The following is a 15,338-nucleotide window of genomic DNA, read 5'->3' on the forward strand; positions in this document are numbered from 1 at the left end:
TCACTCCTCCTCGAATATGTCTTTAAAGTCAACTGCAAATATGTTGTTACGGGATGCTATTTCAGCTATCCTCTCAACGTCCTCCCTTTCATGGACAGAGATGAGAAGTGTTACAAGAACAACGTCTGTAACCTTGAAGAGGGGGTCTATGATGTTCCTTATTACTGATGGAAGCTTCTCTGTGAGATAAACATCTGTTTCTATGAAACCGCTGGTTTTATCTTCAAGTACGAATGAGAAGCCCACATCATTCTTTTCAGCCTCCCCTGCAAATTTCTTCATATAGTTCTCCGGCGCAACAAGGAGTACAAGGTTGGGTTCGTTCTCAACATAGTAGGGGGCTATCTTAATGTAGGCCCCTCCCTTGTCCTTACAGATAAGTGAAAGGTCCCTTATCTTGTTGCTGTCACCATAAAGCATGATGAGGTCGAACCTCTTCCTTAAAAAGGAGTCTCTGATGGTAACGTGTTCCCTGAAGATTATCCTTACAAGGTCCCGGGATGATATTGCCTCATAGGCCACAGAGTTAACCATGTCCTCATTACCTGCAATTACACACCACAGTCTATCTGAACTCTGGGCCGTTGAGACCTGTGCCGCCTTTCTGAGAACCTTTATCTTACTCTCTATCATCACCATCACATCTACCAGAAGGAACTTGTAGAAATGAAGTTCCCCCATCAGAAGGGAAGCTACTCTTTTAACTTGGATTACATTTAATCTTCAGTACATGAGTATATATATCTTTCACCGGCATATCACATTCTGAGGTTCATCATATGGTGTTCATATCGCTGTGAACTCCATGTGAAATGTTCATGTCACCGTGAACTCCATGTGAGAAGAAACCTATCAGATCATATTACCGGTAATGGGAACAGGTGAGTTATTTGTTTGTAAAGGGTGTTGCCAAAGAGGGCCAGCTTCCTCGTGAGTGTGGCCACAATTCCTCTGCTATTTGGTTACCATGCCATAGGCATACTCATGTTCACGGTTATAGCCTTCATGATGCAGTTCTTCCGGGACCCTGACAGGATCCCCCCCTCTGATGAGGACCTCATCATTGCCCCTGCAGATGGAAGGCGCCTTTCAGGTAAGATAGACAGGATAGAACGGGTGGGATCAGACTACCCCCTCATTGACAGGATATTCCCTGATGGGAGTGGTGGTATCCTCATAAGTACCTTCATGTCACCCTTCGATGTCCATGTTAACAGGGCCCCTGTCTCCGGGAAGGTGATATACACCGAGCATGTTGATGGGAGATTCCAGGTGGCCCGTTCAAGGGTACTCACTGAAAACGAAAAAAACTTAATTGTAATAAAAACAGATTATGGGAACGTTGGTGTTATCCAGATAGCGGGCTTCGTTGCAAGGAGAATCGTTCAGTACGTTAAAGAAGGCGAATATGTGGAGAGGGGCGACCGTATAGGTATGATAAGATTCGGCTCCAGGGTTGACCTGGTACTGCCTGAGAACTGTGAGGTGCTTGTGAAAACCGGTTCAAGACCCATGGCCGGGGAGACAGTGGTGGCAAGGTTCAATCCAGGCAAAAAAAGGGTTAATGTGCAGTGAATGATGACTACACCAGATTATAAGTAAAACAGGTGGCGGTTGATGAACGATAAAAAAATAACCTCATTTATAGCTCTTCCAGATCTTTTATCAATGTTAAATGCATCTTCTGGTTATCTGTCCATCCTGCTATCCATTGACGGTTCCCTTAACGCCGCATGCATACTTATGCTTCTTGCAGTATTATTTGATTCCCTTGACGGGTGGGTTGCGCGAAAAACAGGAAGAATTGATATCCATGGATTCGGCAAAAACATGGATTCCCTTTCGGATGTGATCTCCTTTGGTGTTGCCCCAGCAATTCTCATCTATTCAGCGGCCGTTGATTTTCGATATATTAATATATTAGTGGGTCCCTTAATAGTATTATGTGGTATACTGAGACTTTCAAGGTTCAATGTTCTCACAGGGGGTGGGAAGAACTTCACGGGTCTGCCAATACCCGTGGCGGCTGTTACAATATCATCATTCTATCTCACGGGATTTTATAGCGAACTGAGTGCTGCCTTCATAATGATTGCAGTTTCAGTTCTGATGATAAGCAGCATAGAATATCCGCGGGTGGATGGTATGGGGGCCTCTACAGCCCTCATACTGATAATCGCGACCATAATCTCGGTTGCAGCCGTAGAAATCCTCCAGGCCGCCAGTGTTGTAGCAGGTCCCGTGGCGATAATACTTTTCATCGCTACTTTGACCTATATTGCAGTGCCCATACTACCTAAAAGAGATGTGATCTGAATGCTGGACAAGATTAAGGGTAATGATAGGGATAAAAAGAATAATCCTCCTGACCTCCGTAAAAACAACGATAAAGGCGATTCTGACATTGGGGGTAAACTGAAGGGACTTGTGGGCAAATTCAGTGGTGGGAGTGGTTCTGATAAGAAAAAACCCCGCCCCATGCCCAAACCCCGCCCAAGACTTAAACCTCCTGAGAATTCAGAAAACCGGAAGCCACTTAAAGGTGGGGAAAAACCAAAGCCGCGTTTAGGCAGTGAAAAGCCAAGGCCAAGGCTCACACCACCACCCAAGAAGCCAGAGGGTCCCTCGGGTGGTATAGGGAGGAGAATCCCTGAGGAGGAACAGAGAACCATAATAGGTGCCCTTGTATTCGGCCTTATCATCCTTGTGCTTGCAGGGGCAGGGTACTACTTCCTGGTCTACCAGCCATACCAGGAGACCCTCCAGAATGCCAAGGCCACAAAGATCGCCGAGGTCGACGCCCTCTTCAAGGGTCCCCTTGCAACGGATCCCCAGAAACAGGCCATACTTGCCCAGATAGACGCCGCGGTGACGCCGGAGGAAGCCCTTGCAGTTGATGTTGTGGGGCCAGCCACACAGTCCTGGCGCACCTACCAGAACCAGCAGATTAACATCAAGAAGGACCGGGTAGGCAGGGTCATGGTGAACTACACCGATAACAACCAGGAGAAACGTGTGATAATGAAGGTTGATGATGCCAAGAAATTCGTGAGCCAGGCGGATGCAACCGTGCTTGCCAACACACAGATCCAGACCCCGGATACAGTTGCCGTGCCCATCATGATAACAAGACTGCAGGCCGCCGGTGGGCTTATAAGTGTGGGGGATATGGTGGACGTCTACCTCAACCAGAATGCGACCGGCAACAACACATCAGCAGCGACATCAACACCCCGTATAAGTGGCGCCACCGTACTTGCAATTCTCCGGTCAAAGGACAGTGGAGCCGTTGATGCGCGAATACTTAACACTCAGAGACTTACACTGAACAGTATAACCTCACAGAGCGAAAATGAGAGGGCATCATCAACTGATGTTGAGCAGCTGCTGAGGGCTGCAGCATCAGGAGGACTCAATGAGGCAGAGATCAACGCCATACTCCAGAATTACGGTATAAGACTCTCAGATTACGAAAGATCATCAAATCTGGGTGAGCTGGACACCAACTACCTCATCATACTGGAGGTCCCAAGGGAAGATGTCCTGTTCCTGATACAGAACATGAACAGCATAATCCTTACAGTACCAACACAGAACGCGCCCCAGTGGATGATACAGGAGCTGCAGAGAATATACGGTTAACCAAAACAAAAAATTAATTAATTTCTTATTTAATATTTTATGTGGGGATGCTTATGAAAAAATTGGTGTATACGGCTATAATGGCAATATTTATTATTTCTGTCCTGGGAGTTTCAGATACAGGCTCCGCTGCAAAGGAGACCTGGGTCAAGGAGAAGCCGGAAGCAACAAGTTTCAGGTTGAAGGATCTCACAGCTGTTATCACCGTTAAGATAAAGAACAATGATAACAATGTTCAGTACTTCAAGATAGGGCATGTATACCAGGGAAGTCTGACTGAGAACAGCACCATAAAATGGCTGATTCAGTGGACAGATCCTGCAGCGCTTAAGATGGTTAAATCAAGGAGCCCTGAACTTGGAGGGGACTATGGATGGAAGATTAAGCCTGGAGAGACAAAGACCGTGTCCTTCGGCCTTCAGGCCACAGGTGACATGGGGGAGATACCCAGCTACATCGTTAACGTTGAATCTGATGACAGCAACTACTGGCCCCTCATAAACGAGCCAGGCCTCATGGCTTCATGGTTCATGCCAAATGAGATAGAGGTGCTGAACCCCTCACTTGACCTCAAGTACTGGAAGGGGACCTTCGGATTCACACTGATAAACCTGGATGAGGAATCCGTCTCTGGAATCGTGAGGGCCCCAATAGCCCCTGCAAACTCCAAGCTCATATACAGCAGTCCAAAGGCCTTCGTGGATGATGACCTCTTTGTGAGCACACAGGTGGCTGCCTGGGATGTCACAATGGAGCCCGAGACATCACAGAGGTTCGTCTATACCTACGAATGGCCAGCCAAGGTCAGTGGTAACGGCTCAAGGGGCAGCGGATACTACCCTCCAGGCACCCTCTATGGAGCCACTGGAACATCAGCAGCATCCACTTCAGGGGCTAAGACCGGTGCGCCCTACGGGCCCCTGGTGATCGGTGTGCTGGTGACAGCAGCCGCAGTTGCATACACAAGGATCATGCGCTGATCCACCAACCATTTTTTTATTTTCAGGGACATGAGAGCATCAACTCTTCTGATAATCGCAGGCATGTTCATAGTATCCCTCTACGCCCTCATTGAGGTGAGTTTTTATTCATCCCAGGTAACAGTACACCGTCCTGATGTAAGGGCCCCTGTCATTGAAGTACCCTCCATAAACCTCACAGAGACCATCAACAACAGGTCAGTCTTCTACGGGGTGTACCATGAACCCATGTCCTACCCTCCCGGAAACCGGACGGTTATACTCTTCGGGCACAGGACCCTCTATGGTTCCCCCTTCCTTCACCTGGATAAACTCAGGGCAGGGGACAGTGTATACCTGAACTGGCCGGGCGTAGGATTTGCTGAATACCGTGTTAACAGGTCATTCATTGTGCCGGCCTCCTACCAGATGCCGGTGAATCAGGGTGCGAAGCTTTTCCTCATAACCTGCCACCCCCTGGGGTCCACCAGGGAGCGGCTGATAGTTGAGTGCCACCTGGAGGGTATAAGACCCTACCAGAGGAATGTCAGGGTCGATAACCCGAAGAGCTACTACTCGATTCCAATAATCCTGGGTTTCCTCTCTGCTGGACTTCTGGTTACACGATTCTATCCTGTTGAGGAGGATAGGAGGTTTCTCCTTGCAGCGGTCATCGGACTGACTGTATTCCTTGTGCTGGGATACCTGTTCCCGATACCTCCAGAATTCATCTCTGATAAGTTAATGGAATTCAATAACATCCTCGGCATTTGAATAAAGAGTGAAGTTTAAGTGATTGACAGTACCCTGGAGAAAAGCTTTTAATGGAATGAGTGAAACTGAAGATTTTGGTGGTGTTTGATATGAATGAACCTGGAGAGAAGTACTTTTCAAACCTGTCAGACCGTGAGAGGGCCATATTCGAGGGTGGCATAAGTATGGGGGCCCTCTTCCACCAGTTCACCGGGACGCCTGTCAGCCTCGAGACAGCCGATGGACTTGAGAGTGCCATCAGTGAATCCATAAAACTTCAGCCAGCCATCATGGACGTTGAGGTCCATATAGACAGGGAGATGATCAGAAAAACCGCGGGGGAATTCGGTTACGTCTCCCTCACCGGGGACATGCTGAGTGTGAGGTTGACCGTGGAGCATGGTTCAGAAAGGGTAACCGTCCGCATGGAGTACCTGGAGGAACTCAGGTATCCTCTGATGTACATAGAAGACTGAGTAAACCATGAAATGGAGAATCTCAGGTATCTGATTTACATAGGCCCCGGAAAACCTGAAAACCGGAATATACACATCTTTACCCCGGGACTGACAGGGCATTTTGCTGAAAACCTCTGGTGAAGGGAACACCCTGATAATTTATTATAATCTGAGTTCTGAATAATATTATTCTTGATTAATTATTTAAATTCTGAAGGCAAAGCTAAGATAAGAACCACGATGGAAGATGACCATGATAAAGATAGATTCAGATCTCTGTAAGGGATGTGACATATGCAGAGAGTTCTGCCCCGAAGGGGCCTATGTTAGATCAGAGGAACTCAACAGGAAGGGTGTGCATGAGCCAGTCCCGGAAAATCTGGAAAAATGCACGGGATGCAAGCTCTGCATGCTCCTGTGTCCAGATCAGGCGATAGTGGTGTATGAAGATGACTGAGGAGTATTTTATCCAGGGAAACGATGCCTGCGCACGCGGAGCCATCAAGGCAGGGTGCAGGTTCTTCGCGGGTTACCCCATCACACCATCAACCGAGATAGCAGAGGAAATGGCCCTCCTCCTCCCCCGGGAGGGTGGTGTTTTTGTGCAGATGGAGGATGAGATAGGGGCCCTGGGGGCTGTTATAGGTGCTGTCTGGAGTGGTGTCAGGGGGATGACCGCCACATCAGGACCCGGTTTTTCCCTCATGCAGGAGCACGTGGGATACGCCGCCATGACAGAAACACCCCTAGTAATCGTGAATGTACAGAGGGGTTCCCCCTCCACAGGACAGCCCACAATGGCCTCCCAGAGCGATATGATGCAGGCCAGGTGGGGCTCCCACGGGGACTACGAGATCATAGCACTCTCCCCATCATCGGTGCAGGAGTGCTTCGATTTCACGGTCCGCGCCTTCAACCTTGCAGAGGAATACAGGGTCCCGGTGATGGTCATGGGCGATGAAATAGTGGGCCACATGAGGGAGAAGATAACCATCCCCGACCGTGTGAAGATCAGAAAAAGGAGAGGTCCCTCAGTTCCCCCGGAGGAGTTCCTTCCCTTCAGTGCCCCTGAGGATGGTGTCCCTGAGATGCCGGCCTTTGGTGATGGCTACAGGATACCCGTAACTGGACTGACACACGATGAGGGGGGTTACCCTGACGCATCAAACCCCGAGGGACACCACAGGCTGGTTAAGAGGCTCTGTGACAAGATACTCAGGCACAGGGACAGGATAAGCGATGTCCAGGAGGAACTGACAGAGGATGCCTATATAACTGTTATCTCCTACGGAGCCCCCTCACGTTCAGTTGCGACGGCCGTCAAGATGGCCCGGGAGGATGGTGTCAGGGCAGGGTACCTGAAGATCAACACACCGTGGCCCTTCCCTGAAACCGAAGTGAGGGCTGCCGCAGAGAGGTCCGGGAAGCTGCTTGTGGTTGAAATGAACCTCGGCCAGATGTTCTATGAGGTCCAGCGTGTTGCCGCTGGAATGGCTGAGGTTGAACTCCTCCCGAAGATTGGTGGGGAGATCCACAGGCCAGAGGAGATCCTCAACATGATCTTGAAGATGAACAGATAGGAGTGTTTAGATGGAAAAAAGAGAAAACCCTTACCTCAGGTATCTCAGAAGGGAGAGGCTTCCACACATATTCTGTGCAGGATGTGGTAATGGAATAGTCCTCAACAGTTTCTTCAAGGGCATGGAGATGGCCGGCATTGACTTTGATAACATTGCAATGGTTTCAGGTATAGGCTGCTCCTCAAGGATTCCAGGTTACGTTAACTGTGACTCACTCCACACAACCCATGGAAGGCCCATATCCTTTGCAACCGGTCTCAAGCTAGGGAACCCCTCACTTGACGTGGTTGTATTCACAGGGGATGGTGACGCCGCAGCCATAGGAGGTAATCACCTCATCCATGGTGCCAGGCGGAACATCGACATGACGGTGATCTGTATCAACAACAGCATATATGGGATGACAGGCGGTCAGATAAGCCCAACTTTCCCGGAGGGTAGCTATGGGAGTACCGCACCATATGGAGCTCTTGAGGATCCATTTGACCTTGCAGAGCTTGTAACCGCTGCCGGGGCAAGTTATGTGGCCCGATGGACCACCGCACATCCCCTCCAGCTTGCAAACTCCATAAAGAAGGGGCTGAAGAACAGGGGTTTCTCATTCATAGAGGCCATATCCCAGTGCCCCACCTACTTCGGGAGGAAAAACAGGATGCGCTCCCCGGTGGAGATGATGAGGTTCATGAAGGAGAACAGCCTTAACAGGAGGAAGGCCCTTAAGATGGAACCAGATGAAGTTGAGGGTAAAATCATAGTTGGAGAATTTGCAAACAGGCCACAGCCTGAACTCTGCGAAAAGATCTGCAGTATGGTTGATGAGAAGTCAGGCAGGGCCCTTGATATGATCAGATCAGCTTACCGGGATGATTGAAGTGAGAAAGGAAATCAGAATAGCTGGATTCGGTGGACAGGGAGTTATACTTGCAGGCATAGTCCTTGGTAAGGCTGCAAGTCTCTATGATGGTCTATACGCTGTTCAGACCCAGTCCTATGGCCCTGAGGCCCGGGGAGGGGCTTCAAGGGCGGAGGTCGTGATAAGTGACCATGAGATAGACTACCCCAAGGTTCAGAGCCCGGATATACTCGTTGCAATGTCCCATCAGGCCCTCCTGACATACATGGACGACCTCAAAAGGGGAGGGGCCCTCATAGTTGACCCTGATATGGTTGTTGAGGCTGAAATAGAGGATTTCATCAGGGCGCGGGAGGTTAAATATTTCAGGGCCCCCGCAACAAGAACAGCCGAGGAAAGGGTTGGCATAACCATAGTGGCCAACATGGTCATGATCGGGGCCCTCACCGAGGCAACAGGGATTGTGAGTGTCAGGGCCGCTGAGGAGGCCATAAAGGACAGCGTACCCCCAGGTACAGAGGAGAAGAACCTCATGGCATTCCAGGCCGGTCGCGAACTTATAATGGAGGGAAGCAGATGAAGTTCTATGAGTACAGCGCCAAGGAGATATTCCGGGCTGAGGGTATAAGCACCCCCCGTGGAGGTGTTGCAGAGACCCCTGAAGAAGCTGAAAGGATAGCTGCGGAACTGGGGTGTGATGTTGCAGTTAAATCCCAGGTCCTTACAGGTGGAAGGGGAAAGGCCGGTGGTATAAGGTTCGCATCCCCCTCAGGTGTCGCTGAAGTTACCGGGGACCTCCTTTCCTCAGAGGTCCGTGGTGAAACCGTTGAGAAGGTCCTCATAGAGGAGAAGATACCCATAGACCGGGAGCTCTACGTGAGTGCTGTCATTGACCGGACAGCGAAGATGCCCCTCATAATGGCCAGTGCCGAGGGAGGGGTTGATATAGAGGAACTGGCAGCCAGATCCCCCGAAAAGATCGTGCGCTACCACATCAACCCCCTCGATGAGTTTCTTCCCTATGAGGCCAGGGAGATTGCAAGGAAGATGGGTCTTGAAAGTGAACTGATACCCTCTGTCGGTGGAGTGATCTGGAAGTTATATCAGCTCTTCAGGAAGTACGATGCCAGGCTTGCAGAGATAAACCCCCTGGTCATCTCAGGGGACAGTGTCATCGCAGCAGACGCAAAGCTTGAGGTGGATGACGACTCCATTTACCGCCACAGGGAATTTATGGAAATGGAGGAGTATGAACCCGAGGAGTTTGCCTTTGTGAAGCTCGACGGAGATATTGCGGTTATAGGTAACGGTGCCGGGTTAACCCTCACCGCAATGGACCTCATAAAACTGAACGGGGAACCCGCCACATTCCTCGACATCGGTGGCGGTGCCTCAGAGGACGTCATAAGGAGGGCCCTTGACCTCGTCATATCCCATCCCTCAGTCCGGGTTGTATTCCTCAACGTCCTTGGCGGTATAACCAGGGCCGATGATGTTGCCAGGGGTGTTGTGAACGCCCTGAGGGATGCCAGAAGAGACGTGCCCCTTGTGATACGCCTTACCGGAACCAATGAGGAGGAGGGTCAGAGGATCCTGCGGGAGGCAGGAATCCCCTTTGAGACGTCCCTTGAGAGGGCTGCTGAGAAGGCCGTTGAGATAGCAAAAAACCTCTAAACCTCCAGCTCCCCTTCTCTTTTTTCTGGAAATAGAAAAAACCTCCAGCCAGCTTCCCTTTTTCTGTTTCCTTATAACAAACCCTGAAACGTCGGGTTAATGCACACCAGTATCAGGAGATTGTCCTCTTGATGGTGACGGTGTGGGCCATCACCAGGGCGGATATTATTATGTATGTGAGAAGGGCTGATGAGTTAAATGACCTGTTGAATATGAAGAGGCCCATCAGGCTCTGTGACAGGAATGCTGCAAGGGACCCTATAAGGAGGGCCTCCCGGCCAAGGTACATCCTGCTACCGTTGAGTCTCTGCTCCTGATACCTCCTGAGAACACTGAGCCCACAGAAGGTGACTATCATAACCCAGAAGAGGAGGAAGAGCAGCCCAAAGAAGCCCGCGTCAAAGGCCACCGCAAAGATCCCGGGTAGCATGTAGTCGATGTAGTCCTTCTTAACCACCAGAACCCCGTAGAATATGTGGTATGGAAGCCCCAGGTTCTGGATCATGGTGATGGGGAGGGTGATATATCCATCGGCGCCCCCCAGGCAGGCTGATTTCCAGTAACAGGAACCCTGCACATGTCCCCAGAAGGTCGTATTTTTAAGGACCAGTGAAAGGCTTGGAACCGTGTTCTCCTCAAGCCTTGTGATCCTCAGCATTGGACTCAGAACGCTCTTATTGAGGACCTTCGAGAGGAACTCCATGAGGGCGAAAGCTCCAGCACCGGCGAGGATGAATGATAGGACCGATTTTTTGGTTATCTTTGTGCTCCTCCTGAAACTCTTTGACATGAGGAGATAACCGAAGGCCCATCCCAGGAGCCAGAGCACCAGGAATGACCTGTGCATCAGCCCCCCGGAGATGGCTATTACAAAGAAGAGTAGAAGTGAAAGTTTCTTAACGGATGCTGATCCTATACCTGCCTCGGTGAGGAGGTTTGAGGATGCAACCATTGTAACCCAGAATAAAACCGCGAAGGGTCCGAAGGGGTGGGTGAATTCATGGTGTGATAGGAAGGGTAGCAGAAGAAAAGCTGCATCCAGTGAGAATATAAGTGCAAGTGCGACTGTCAGCACGGTCCCCAGGAACATCACAAGACTGAGGGGTGCCGCCACCACATTGAAGAGCAGAATTATGCCAACATGGATTATCACTGCAACTTCCAGGATGAACTGAAGGTTATTCTGAGCTATCAACATGATTAGGAGATATTGTAATAATCCTCAATATATATTATGGTCTGATGTGAAGACCGGTCACCGAAAAGGATGCCCCTGAATAAGGGGACCCCATGAACCACTCCAGGCTGGAAGGTATGCCACCACTAGAATCCCCTGGAACTCCGGCACTCTAAAAATAATCTATGGGGATGCAATCCCCATGATGTAGTTGTAGATGCTCTGGAGGAACGCATATATCTGGTCCAGTATACCTGATCCTCCAACCTGCTGGCTAACACCCTCCAGCCTCTGTTTAAATTCTGTGAGGCTTCCCTGGACCCTCTGGGATGCTGCAACCGAATCGGCAACCTGCTGGACCTGGGTCTCTGTGAGGTTGATGTTCATCTGCTGTGATACATCAACCACGACCCGCTGTATGTCAGCGGGGTCCTGGAGGTTCTGACTCTGGGTCCTGTTTTTGACCTCATCGAAGAGTTCAGCCACCCTATCCCCTGTGGCGTTTGTTTCGTTAACAAGCCTGCTCTGGAGGTATATCTCCTCAACAGATACCCTCTTGGCCTCCTCGGGTATCTGCTCTCCGACGGCGATCTCATATGATTTCAGGACCCCTGCAAGTGCAGCCTCCCCTGACGCAGGTACCGGTGAAGTCACTACTACGTAGCCACGATCTATCCCTGAGGACCTGAGGGCGCTTGCATACATCTCAGGTGTTACAACCCTTATCTTGCTGGTATCAACCGAGACCTTGATCCCGTCACTGTAGGAAAGGTCCACCATTGCACAGGACAGTATCTGCGATGGTGAGTACACACGGCCTGTGACGCCCCGTGAAACCTCGTTGACCTCTGATGCTGTTACAATCTTAATATCAGCACTCTGAAGGTCCTTATCTGTCTTTGCTTTGAAGTAGTCCATCACAGCGCTTTTGTATGATGGATTGCTGCTGGTGGCCTCCCCAAGTGTCACAGAGAACCCTGAAACTGCAAATACAGGGGCGGCCACAAGGAATGCAATTAGAATTAATGGAAGAATTTGCCTCATAATTACCACCTGTTTAATAATTATCGTGGATGAATTATTTAAGGGTGGTGTCTGGTCATCCAGAATCCGGCGCCCTAAGCCAGAAGAACAACCCTGCTCTCCCGTGATTCATCCACGATCTCCATCCCGGATGCAGCCGCAAGTTCTTCTGCAAATTCATGGACCTCATAGAAGAGGGGCATGTTCTCTATATCAAGGCGTCTTCTTGAGTAGCCTATGTACATGTAGGCCTTTACCTCAACAAAGTCGGGTCTGGCCCTCTCGATCATCCTGGCGAACCCCTCAGGATCCTTCATGTTAATATGCCTTACTGCGGTGATCCTGAGGACCTTCCTGCAGCTGAAGGATGGCATGAGTTCAAGTGAGCTGTTGAGGAGATCCCAGGCCCCTGGTATCTGTGGCCTGCAGAGTTCCTTATAGGTGTCCCTGTCAGGGGCGTCCAGGGATATGTAGAGCTGTGTGGGTTCCTCTGAAAGTTTTTCAAGGTTCATGGGTGCCAGGCCATTGGTTACAAGGAATGTTGTGAAGTTTCTCCTGTGAAATTCCCTCAGGAGACCATCCATGTCAGGGTAGAGCATTGGTTCCCCTGCAAGTGATATGGCAGCATTTGTCGGGTCCTGTGACTCCATCACCTTGATTTTATCTGCCCTTTCATTGCCGAGGTATCCACATAGCAGTTTCCTCTGTGCCTCTATGGCCCCATCAATTATATCTGCGGGTTCATCATGGGGGCCCTCCCATGCTGTCCCTGTTGATGAGAGGTCCCTCCAGCAGAAGAGGCATTTCTGCTGGCAAAATGGCACACTTGGAGACATCTGGAGGCATCTGTGGCTCCTGATTCCATAGAATTTTTCCTTGTAGCATACTCCCTCATTGACTATGCTCTTCTTTGTCCAGAGGCAGGTTTTAACCGCTGAATGTCCGTGCTCTCCCACGAAGCGGTATCCCATCCTCTCCATTTTTCTCTGAGATTCTTCCAGGTACATGGCCAACCCATCTCTAACATTTTTTCAGATGTTCTGCCCTTGATATGATTTCTGCAGCTCCATTTAAATATATGCCAGCAGGTTCTCTGATGGAATGATGCTATGAAATGTTTCTTATTCAAATATATATGCCAGACACAGGAACCGCTGCGATTAGATGACCTCCTGTTAGCCCCCCTTACATCAGCCACACCAGACAGACAGGAATGTGGGTTAATAATAAATATAAGCTTAGTATTAAAAGGTCTGTGTTTAAATGGCTTTATAATCTCTGGTTTTGCCATATAAGCTCTCTTAAAAGCCCCTGATGGAATTGAATTCATTAAAATGTGCTTAGGTGTGCGTGAGGTGCTGATTTAATTTAAAAGGCTTTCAGATTTTTTTAGGGCCCCATATTCATTCTTTGGAAAAAATAAAACCTTTTAACAGAGTATTGGGGCGCCATTATCAATTCATGATTAGAATCCTCTGAATGCTGAAAAAAGCATTATATAAGCCTTTTTGTCTTATTCCGGAAACAAAGGTTTATATATAGTGGTGATGTGATTAAGGTTCATGGTAAGGTCGGCGGGTAGATCCTGCCATCAGTGGAGGCGGTAAGATTAAGAGACACTCGCGTTACCTCGCTCTACTTGCACTCGCAGTAGCAGTGAGTACCATACCCATAGGACAGCTGGAATTTCAAGATTCCAGTGGCGATAAGATAACAGCAAAGTCCACATCCCTCCCAAAGGTTGATGCAGCATCCAAGTACAAGAAGTACAAGAGATACAGCAAGGTCCATGCTTCCAAGGGTACGGTAAAGAAAACCTACCGGACAAAGACAAAAAAGAAGTACACGTACCGGACAAAGGCTGCCTATAAGACAAAGACAAAGAAGAAATACAGGAGCCGTGCTACCTACAGTACAACCTCAAGAAAAGCATACACCAGGGCTATAAGCTCTGATGAGCTTAACAATCTCCAGGGCGATGAGGGGCTTGAGAAGCTTGCATCCTACATTAACAGGAACCTTAATCACAGATCAGGCGGGCCACACACAGCTGAAGGCGTTGAGAAGACAGGCTATGGGGACTGCTGGGGACTCTCTGACTGGTCTGCCCGGAAACTTGCAGCAAACGGCTACAAGGTGAAGGTCGTGCAGGGTGCCACCTCATCATCATCAAGACACCGATGGCTTCACGTGTATTCTGAGGGCAGGTGGACGAGCTTTGAACCGTCACTGGTAACCAAGCGTTACGGTAGTAAACATTATACTGCAACCTGCGGTCGCGCAACACGCGTTGTGAAGACCTACAACATGTAGTATAATGTTTACAATTTAATTTTTCACTGGTTTAACATCATCCAACAGCTTTCTGCATTTAACACCTTCACTATGTGGGGATGCGCTGGATATTACAGGCAAATTCATTCATGAACCCCTTCAACAACTCCCGCACGGATGTCACAGCATATTTTATAATACACCTCAACCATACTATGAGATATCCCATTAATCATGCTGGAGGATTTGGAGTTGAAGGACACACCCATTGTCATACTGAATTTTAAAACATACCTCGAATCAACAGGTGAGAGAGCCCTCGAACTTGCATCAATATGCGGGGATGTCGCAGATGAGACCGGTGTTAACATGGCTGTGGCACCGCAGCACATGGACCTCCACCGGGTGAGTGATGCTGTAGAAATACCGGTGCTGGCACAGCACATTGACGCCGTTGATGCTGGTGGACACACAGGGAGCATCCTTGCAGAGTGCGCCAGGGACGCAGGTGCAGCAGGAACCCTCATAAACCATTCAGAAAAGCGGATGCAACTTGCAGACATCGAATGGGTGATATCAAGGATGAAGGAACTTGAGATGATGTCCGTGGTATGCACGAACAACGTCATGACCACTGCTGCTGCCGCCGCCCTGGGACCGGACTTCGTGGCGGTTGAACCCCCTGAACTCATAGGATCCGGAATACCTGTGTCAAGGGCCGAACCTGAGGTTATAACGGGAAGTGTTGATGCTGTGAAGAAGGTGAACCCTGAGGTCAGTGTGCTCTGTGGCGCCGGAATATCCACAGGAGACGACATGAAGGCTGCTGTTGACCTGGGGGCCGAGGGTGTTCTTCTTGCATCAGGCATCATCCTGGCTGACAGCCCACGGGACGCCCTTCTGGATCTTGTAAGTAAGGTTTGATGGTGATCCCGGTGTCCTTTA

At 49.6% G+C, this 15,338-nt stretch carries 17 protein-coding genes; 13 read left to right on the forward strand and 4 right to left on the reverse strand.

Annotated features, from left to right (window positions below):
• On the reverse strand, window positions 1-681 hold the full coding sequence (locus MTH_RS04850) for a hypothetical protein (RefSeq protein ID WP_010876656.1): 681 nt from the start codon (window positions 679-681) through the stop codon (window positions 1-3).
• A 222-nt stretch (window positions 682-903) separates the two neighbouring features.
• Here MTH_RS04850 and MTH_RS04855 point away from each other — a divergent pair, with 222 nt between their 5' ends.
• The 11 genes from MTH_RS04855 (at window position 904) to sucC (ending at window position 9,919) form a co-directional block, all read left to right on the forward strand.
• Window positions 904-1,575 (forward strand): archaetidylserine decarboxylase, encoded by a 672-nt coding sequence (locus tag MTH_RS04855; RefSeq protein ID WP_010876657.1) that lies wholly within the window; start codon window positions 904-906, stop codon window positions 1,573-1,575.
• A gap of 42 nt (window positions 1,576-1,617) precedes the next feature.
• Window positions 1,618-2,316, forward strand: coding sequence for an archaetidylserine synthase (locus MTH_RS04860; protein ID WP_048060953.1), 699 nt, complete (start codon window positions 1,618-1,620; stop codon window positions 2,314-2,316).
• A complete protein-coding gene (locus tag MTH_RS04865) occupies window positions 2,317-3,642 on the forward strand; it encodes a DUF515 domain-containing protein (RefSeq protein ID WP_010876659.1) in 1,326 nt (441 codons plus the stop codon). It abuts the gene before it with no gap.
• Between the two features lie 80 nt (window positions 3,643-3,722).
• Entirely contained in the window at window positions 3,723-4,622 is a 900-nt protein-coding gene (locus tag MTH_RS04870; protein WP_238374175.1) for a hypothetical protein, read from the forward strand.
• A gap of 30 nt (window positions 4,623-4,652) precedes the next feature.
• Window positions 4,653-5,375 carry a class E sortase gene (locus MTH_RS04875; protein WP_010876661.1) on the forward strand — a complete coding sequence of 241 codons (723 nt, stop codon included), beginning with the start codon at window positions 4,653-4,655 and terminating at the stop codon, window positions 5,373-5,375.
• Window positions 5,376-5,464: 89 nt separating this feature from the next.
• Window positions 5,465-5,830, forward strand: a complete 366-nt coding sequence (locus MTH_RS04880) for a dihydroneopterin aldolase family protein (RefSeq protein ID WP_048060955.1) — start codon at window positions 5,465-5,467, stop codon at window positions 5,828-5,830.
• A 235-nt stretch (window positions 5,831-6,065) separates the two neighbouring features.
• Window positions 6,066-6,269, forward strand: a complete 204-nt coding sequence (locus tag MTH_RS04885) for a 4Fe-4S dicluster domain-containing protein (RefSeq protein WP_048060956.1) — start codon at window positions 6,066-6,068, stop codon at window positions 6,267-6,269.
• Window positions 6,262-7,392 (forward strand): 2-oxoacid:acceptor oxidoreductase subunit alpha, encoded by a 1,131-nt coding sequence (locus MTH_RS04890; RefSeq protein ID WP_191216118.1) that lies wholly within the window; start codon window positions 6,262-6,264, stop codon window positions 7,390-7,392. The genes MTH_RS04885 and MTH_RS04890 overlap by 8 nt, the downstream gene beginning before the upstream one ends.
• 10 nt (window positions 7,393-7,402) lie before the next feature.
• Window positions 7,403-8,263 carry a 2-oxoglutarate synthase subunit KorB gene (gene korB / locus MTH_RS04895; protein ID WP_010876665.1) on the forward strand — a complete coding sequence of 287 codons (861 nt, stop codon included), beginning with the start codon at window positions 7,403-7,405 and terminating at the stop codon, window positions 8,261-8,263.
• 1 nt (window position 8,264) lies between these two features.
• A complete protein-coding gene (locus MTH_RS04900; protein ID WP_048060957.1) occupies window positions 8,265-8,825 on the forward strand; it encodes a 2-oxoacid:ferredoxin oxidoreductase subunit gamma in 561 nt (186 codons plus the stop codon).
• Window positions 8,822-9,919, forward strand: a complete 1,098-nt coding sequence (gene sucC, locus MTH_RS04905; RefSeq protein WP_010876667.1) for an ADP-forming succinate--CoA ligase subunit beta — start codon at window positions 8,822-8,824, stop codon at window positions 9,917-9,919. The genes MTH_RS04900 and sucC overlap by 4 nt, the downstream gene beginning before the upstream one ends.
• 112 nt (window positions 9,920-10,031) lie before the next feature.
• Here sucC and MTH_RS04910 read toward each other — a convergent pair whose 3' ends face one another.
• The 3 genes from MTH_RS04910 to twy1 form a co-directional block, all read right to left on the reverse strand.
• On the reverse strand, window positions 10,032-11,117 hold the full coding sequence (locus MTH_RS04910; RefSeq protein WP_010876668.1) for a hypothetical protein: 1,086 nt from the start codon (window positions 11,115-11,117) through the stop codon (window positions 10,032-10,034).
• A gap of 162 nt (window positions 11,118-11,279) precedes the next feature.
• Window positions 11,280-12,140, reverse strand: coding sequence for a DUF1002 domain-containing protein (locus tag MTH_RS04915; RefSeq protein ID WP_048060958.1), 861 nt, complete (start codon window positions 12,138-12,140; stop codon window positions 11,280-11,282).
• A gap of 74 nt (window positions 12,141-12,214) precedes the next feature.
• Window positions 12,215-13,126 carry a 4-demethylwyosine synthase TYW1 gene (gene twy1 / locus MTH_RS04920; RefSeq protein WP_048061270.1) on the reverse strand — a complete coding sequence of 304 codons (912 nt, stop codon included), beginning with the start codon at window positions 13,124-13,126 and terminating at the stop codon, window positions 12,215-12,217.
• Between the two features lie 649 nt (window positions 13,127-13,775).
• Between twy1 and MTH_RS04925 the strand changes: the two genes are divergently transcribed.
• Both MTH_RS04925 and tpiA read left to right on the forward strand, forming a co-directional pair.
• Window positions 13,776-14,432, forward strand: coding sequence for a transglutaminase domain-containing protein (locus MTH_RS04925; RefSeq protein ID WP_010876671.1), 657 nt, complete (start codon window positions 13,776-13,778; stop codon window positions 14,430-14,432).
• A gap of 195 nt (window positions 14,433-14,627) precedes the next feature.
• A complete protein-coding gene (gene tpiA, locus MTH_RS04930) occupies window positions 14,628-15,317 on the forward strand; it encodes a triose-phosphate isomerase (protein ID WP_010876672.1) in 690 nt (229 codons plus the stop codon).
• The last annotated feature ends 21 nt before the right edge of the window (window positions 15,318-15,338 follow it).

It is taken from the genome of Methanothermobacter thermautotrophicus str. Delta H (assembly GCF_000008645.1).
In the GTDB taxonomy this organism is placed as follows: Archaea; Methanobacteriota; Methanobacteria; order Methanobacteriales; family Methanothermobacteraceae; genus Methanothermobacter; species Methanothermobacter thermautotrophicus.

Excerpts from the sequence above, each read along its gene's own strand:
- MTH_RS04850 (WP_010876656.1), bottom strand. The coding sequence starts at position 681 with ATGGGGGAACTTCATTTCTACAAGTTCCTTCTGGTAGATGTGATGGTG.
- MTH_RS04860 (WP_048060953.1), top strand. The coding sequence starts at position 1,618 with ATGAACGATAAAAAAATAACCTCATTTATAGCTCTTCCAGATCTTTTA.
- MTH_RS04865 (WP_010876659.1), top strand. The coding sequence starts at position 2,317 with ATGCTGGACAAGATTAAGGGTAATGATAGGGATAAAAAGAATAATCCT.
- MTH_RS04870 (WP_238374175.1), top strand. The coding sequence starts at position 3,723 with ATGGCAATATTTATTATTTCTGTCCTGGGAGTTTCAGATACAGGCTCC.
- MTH_RS04875 (WP_010876661.1), top strand. The coding sequence starts at position 4,653 with ATGAGAGCATCAACTCTTCTGATAATCGCAGGCATGTTCATAGTATCC.
- MTH_RS04880 (WP_048060955.1), top strand. The coding sequence starts at position 5,465 with ATGAATGAACCTGGAGAGAAGTACTTTTCAAACCTGTCAGACCGTGAG.
- MTH_RS04885 (WP_048060956.1), top strand. The coding sequence starts at position 6,066 with ATGATAAAGATAGATTCAGATCTCTGTAAGGGATGTGACATATGCAGA.
- MTH_RS04890 (WP_191216118.1), top strand. The coding sequence starts at position 6,262 with ATGACTGAGGAGTATTTTATCCAGGGAAACGATGCCTGCGCACGCGGA.
- korB (WP_010876665.1), top strand. The coding sequence starts at position 7,403 with ATGGAAAAAAGAGAAAACCCTTACCTCAGGTATCTCAGAAGGGAGAGG.
- sucC (WP_010876667.1), top strand. The coding sequence starts at position 8,822 with ATGAAGTTCTATGAGTACAGCGCCAAGGAGATATTCCGGGCTGAGGGT.
- MTH_RS04910 (WP_010876668.1), bottom strand. The coding sequence starts at position 11,117 with ATGTTGATAGCTCAGAATAACCTTCAGTTCATCCTGGAAGTTGCAGTG.
- MTH_RS04915 (WP_048060958.1), bottom strand. The coding sequence starts at position 12,140 with ATGAGGCAAATTCTTCCATTAATTCTAATTGCATTCCTTGTGGCCGCC.
- twy1 (WP_048061270.1), bottom strand. The coding sequence starts at position 13,126 with ATGTACCTGGAAGAATCTCAGAGAAAAATGGAGAGGATGGGATACCGC.
- tpiA (WP_010876672.1), top strand. The coding sequence starts at position 14,628 with ATGCTGGAGGATTTGGAGTTGAAGGACACACCCATTGTCATACTGAAT.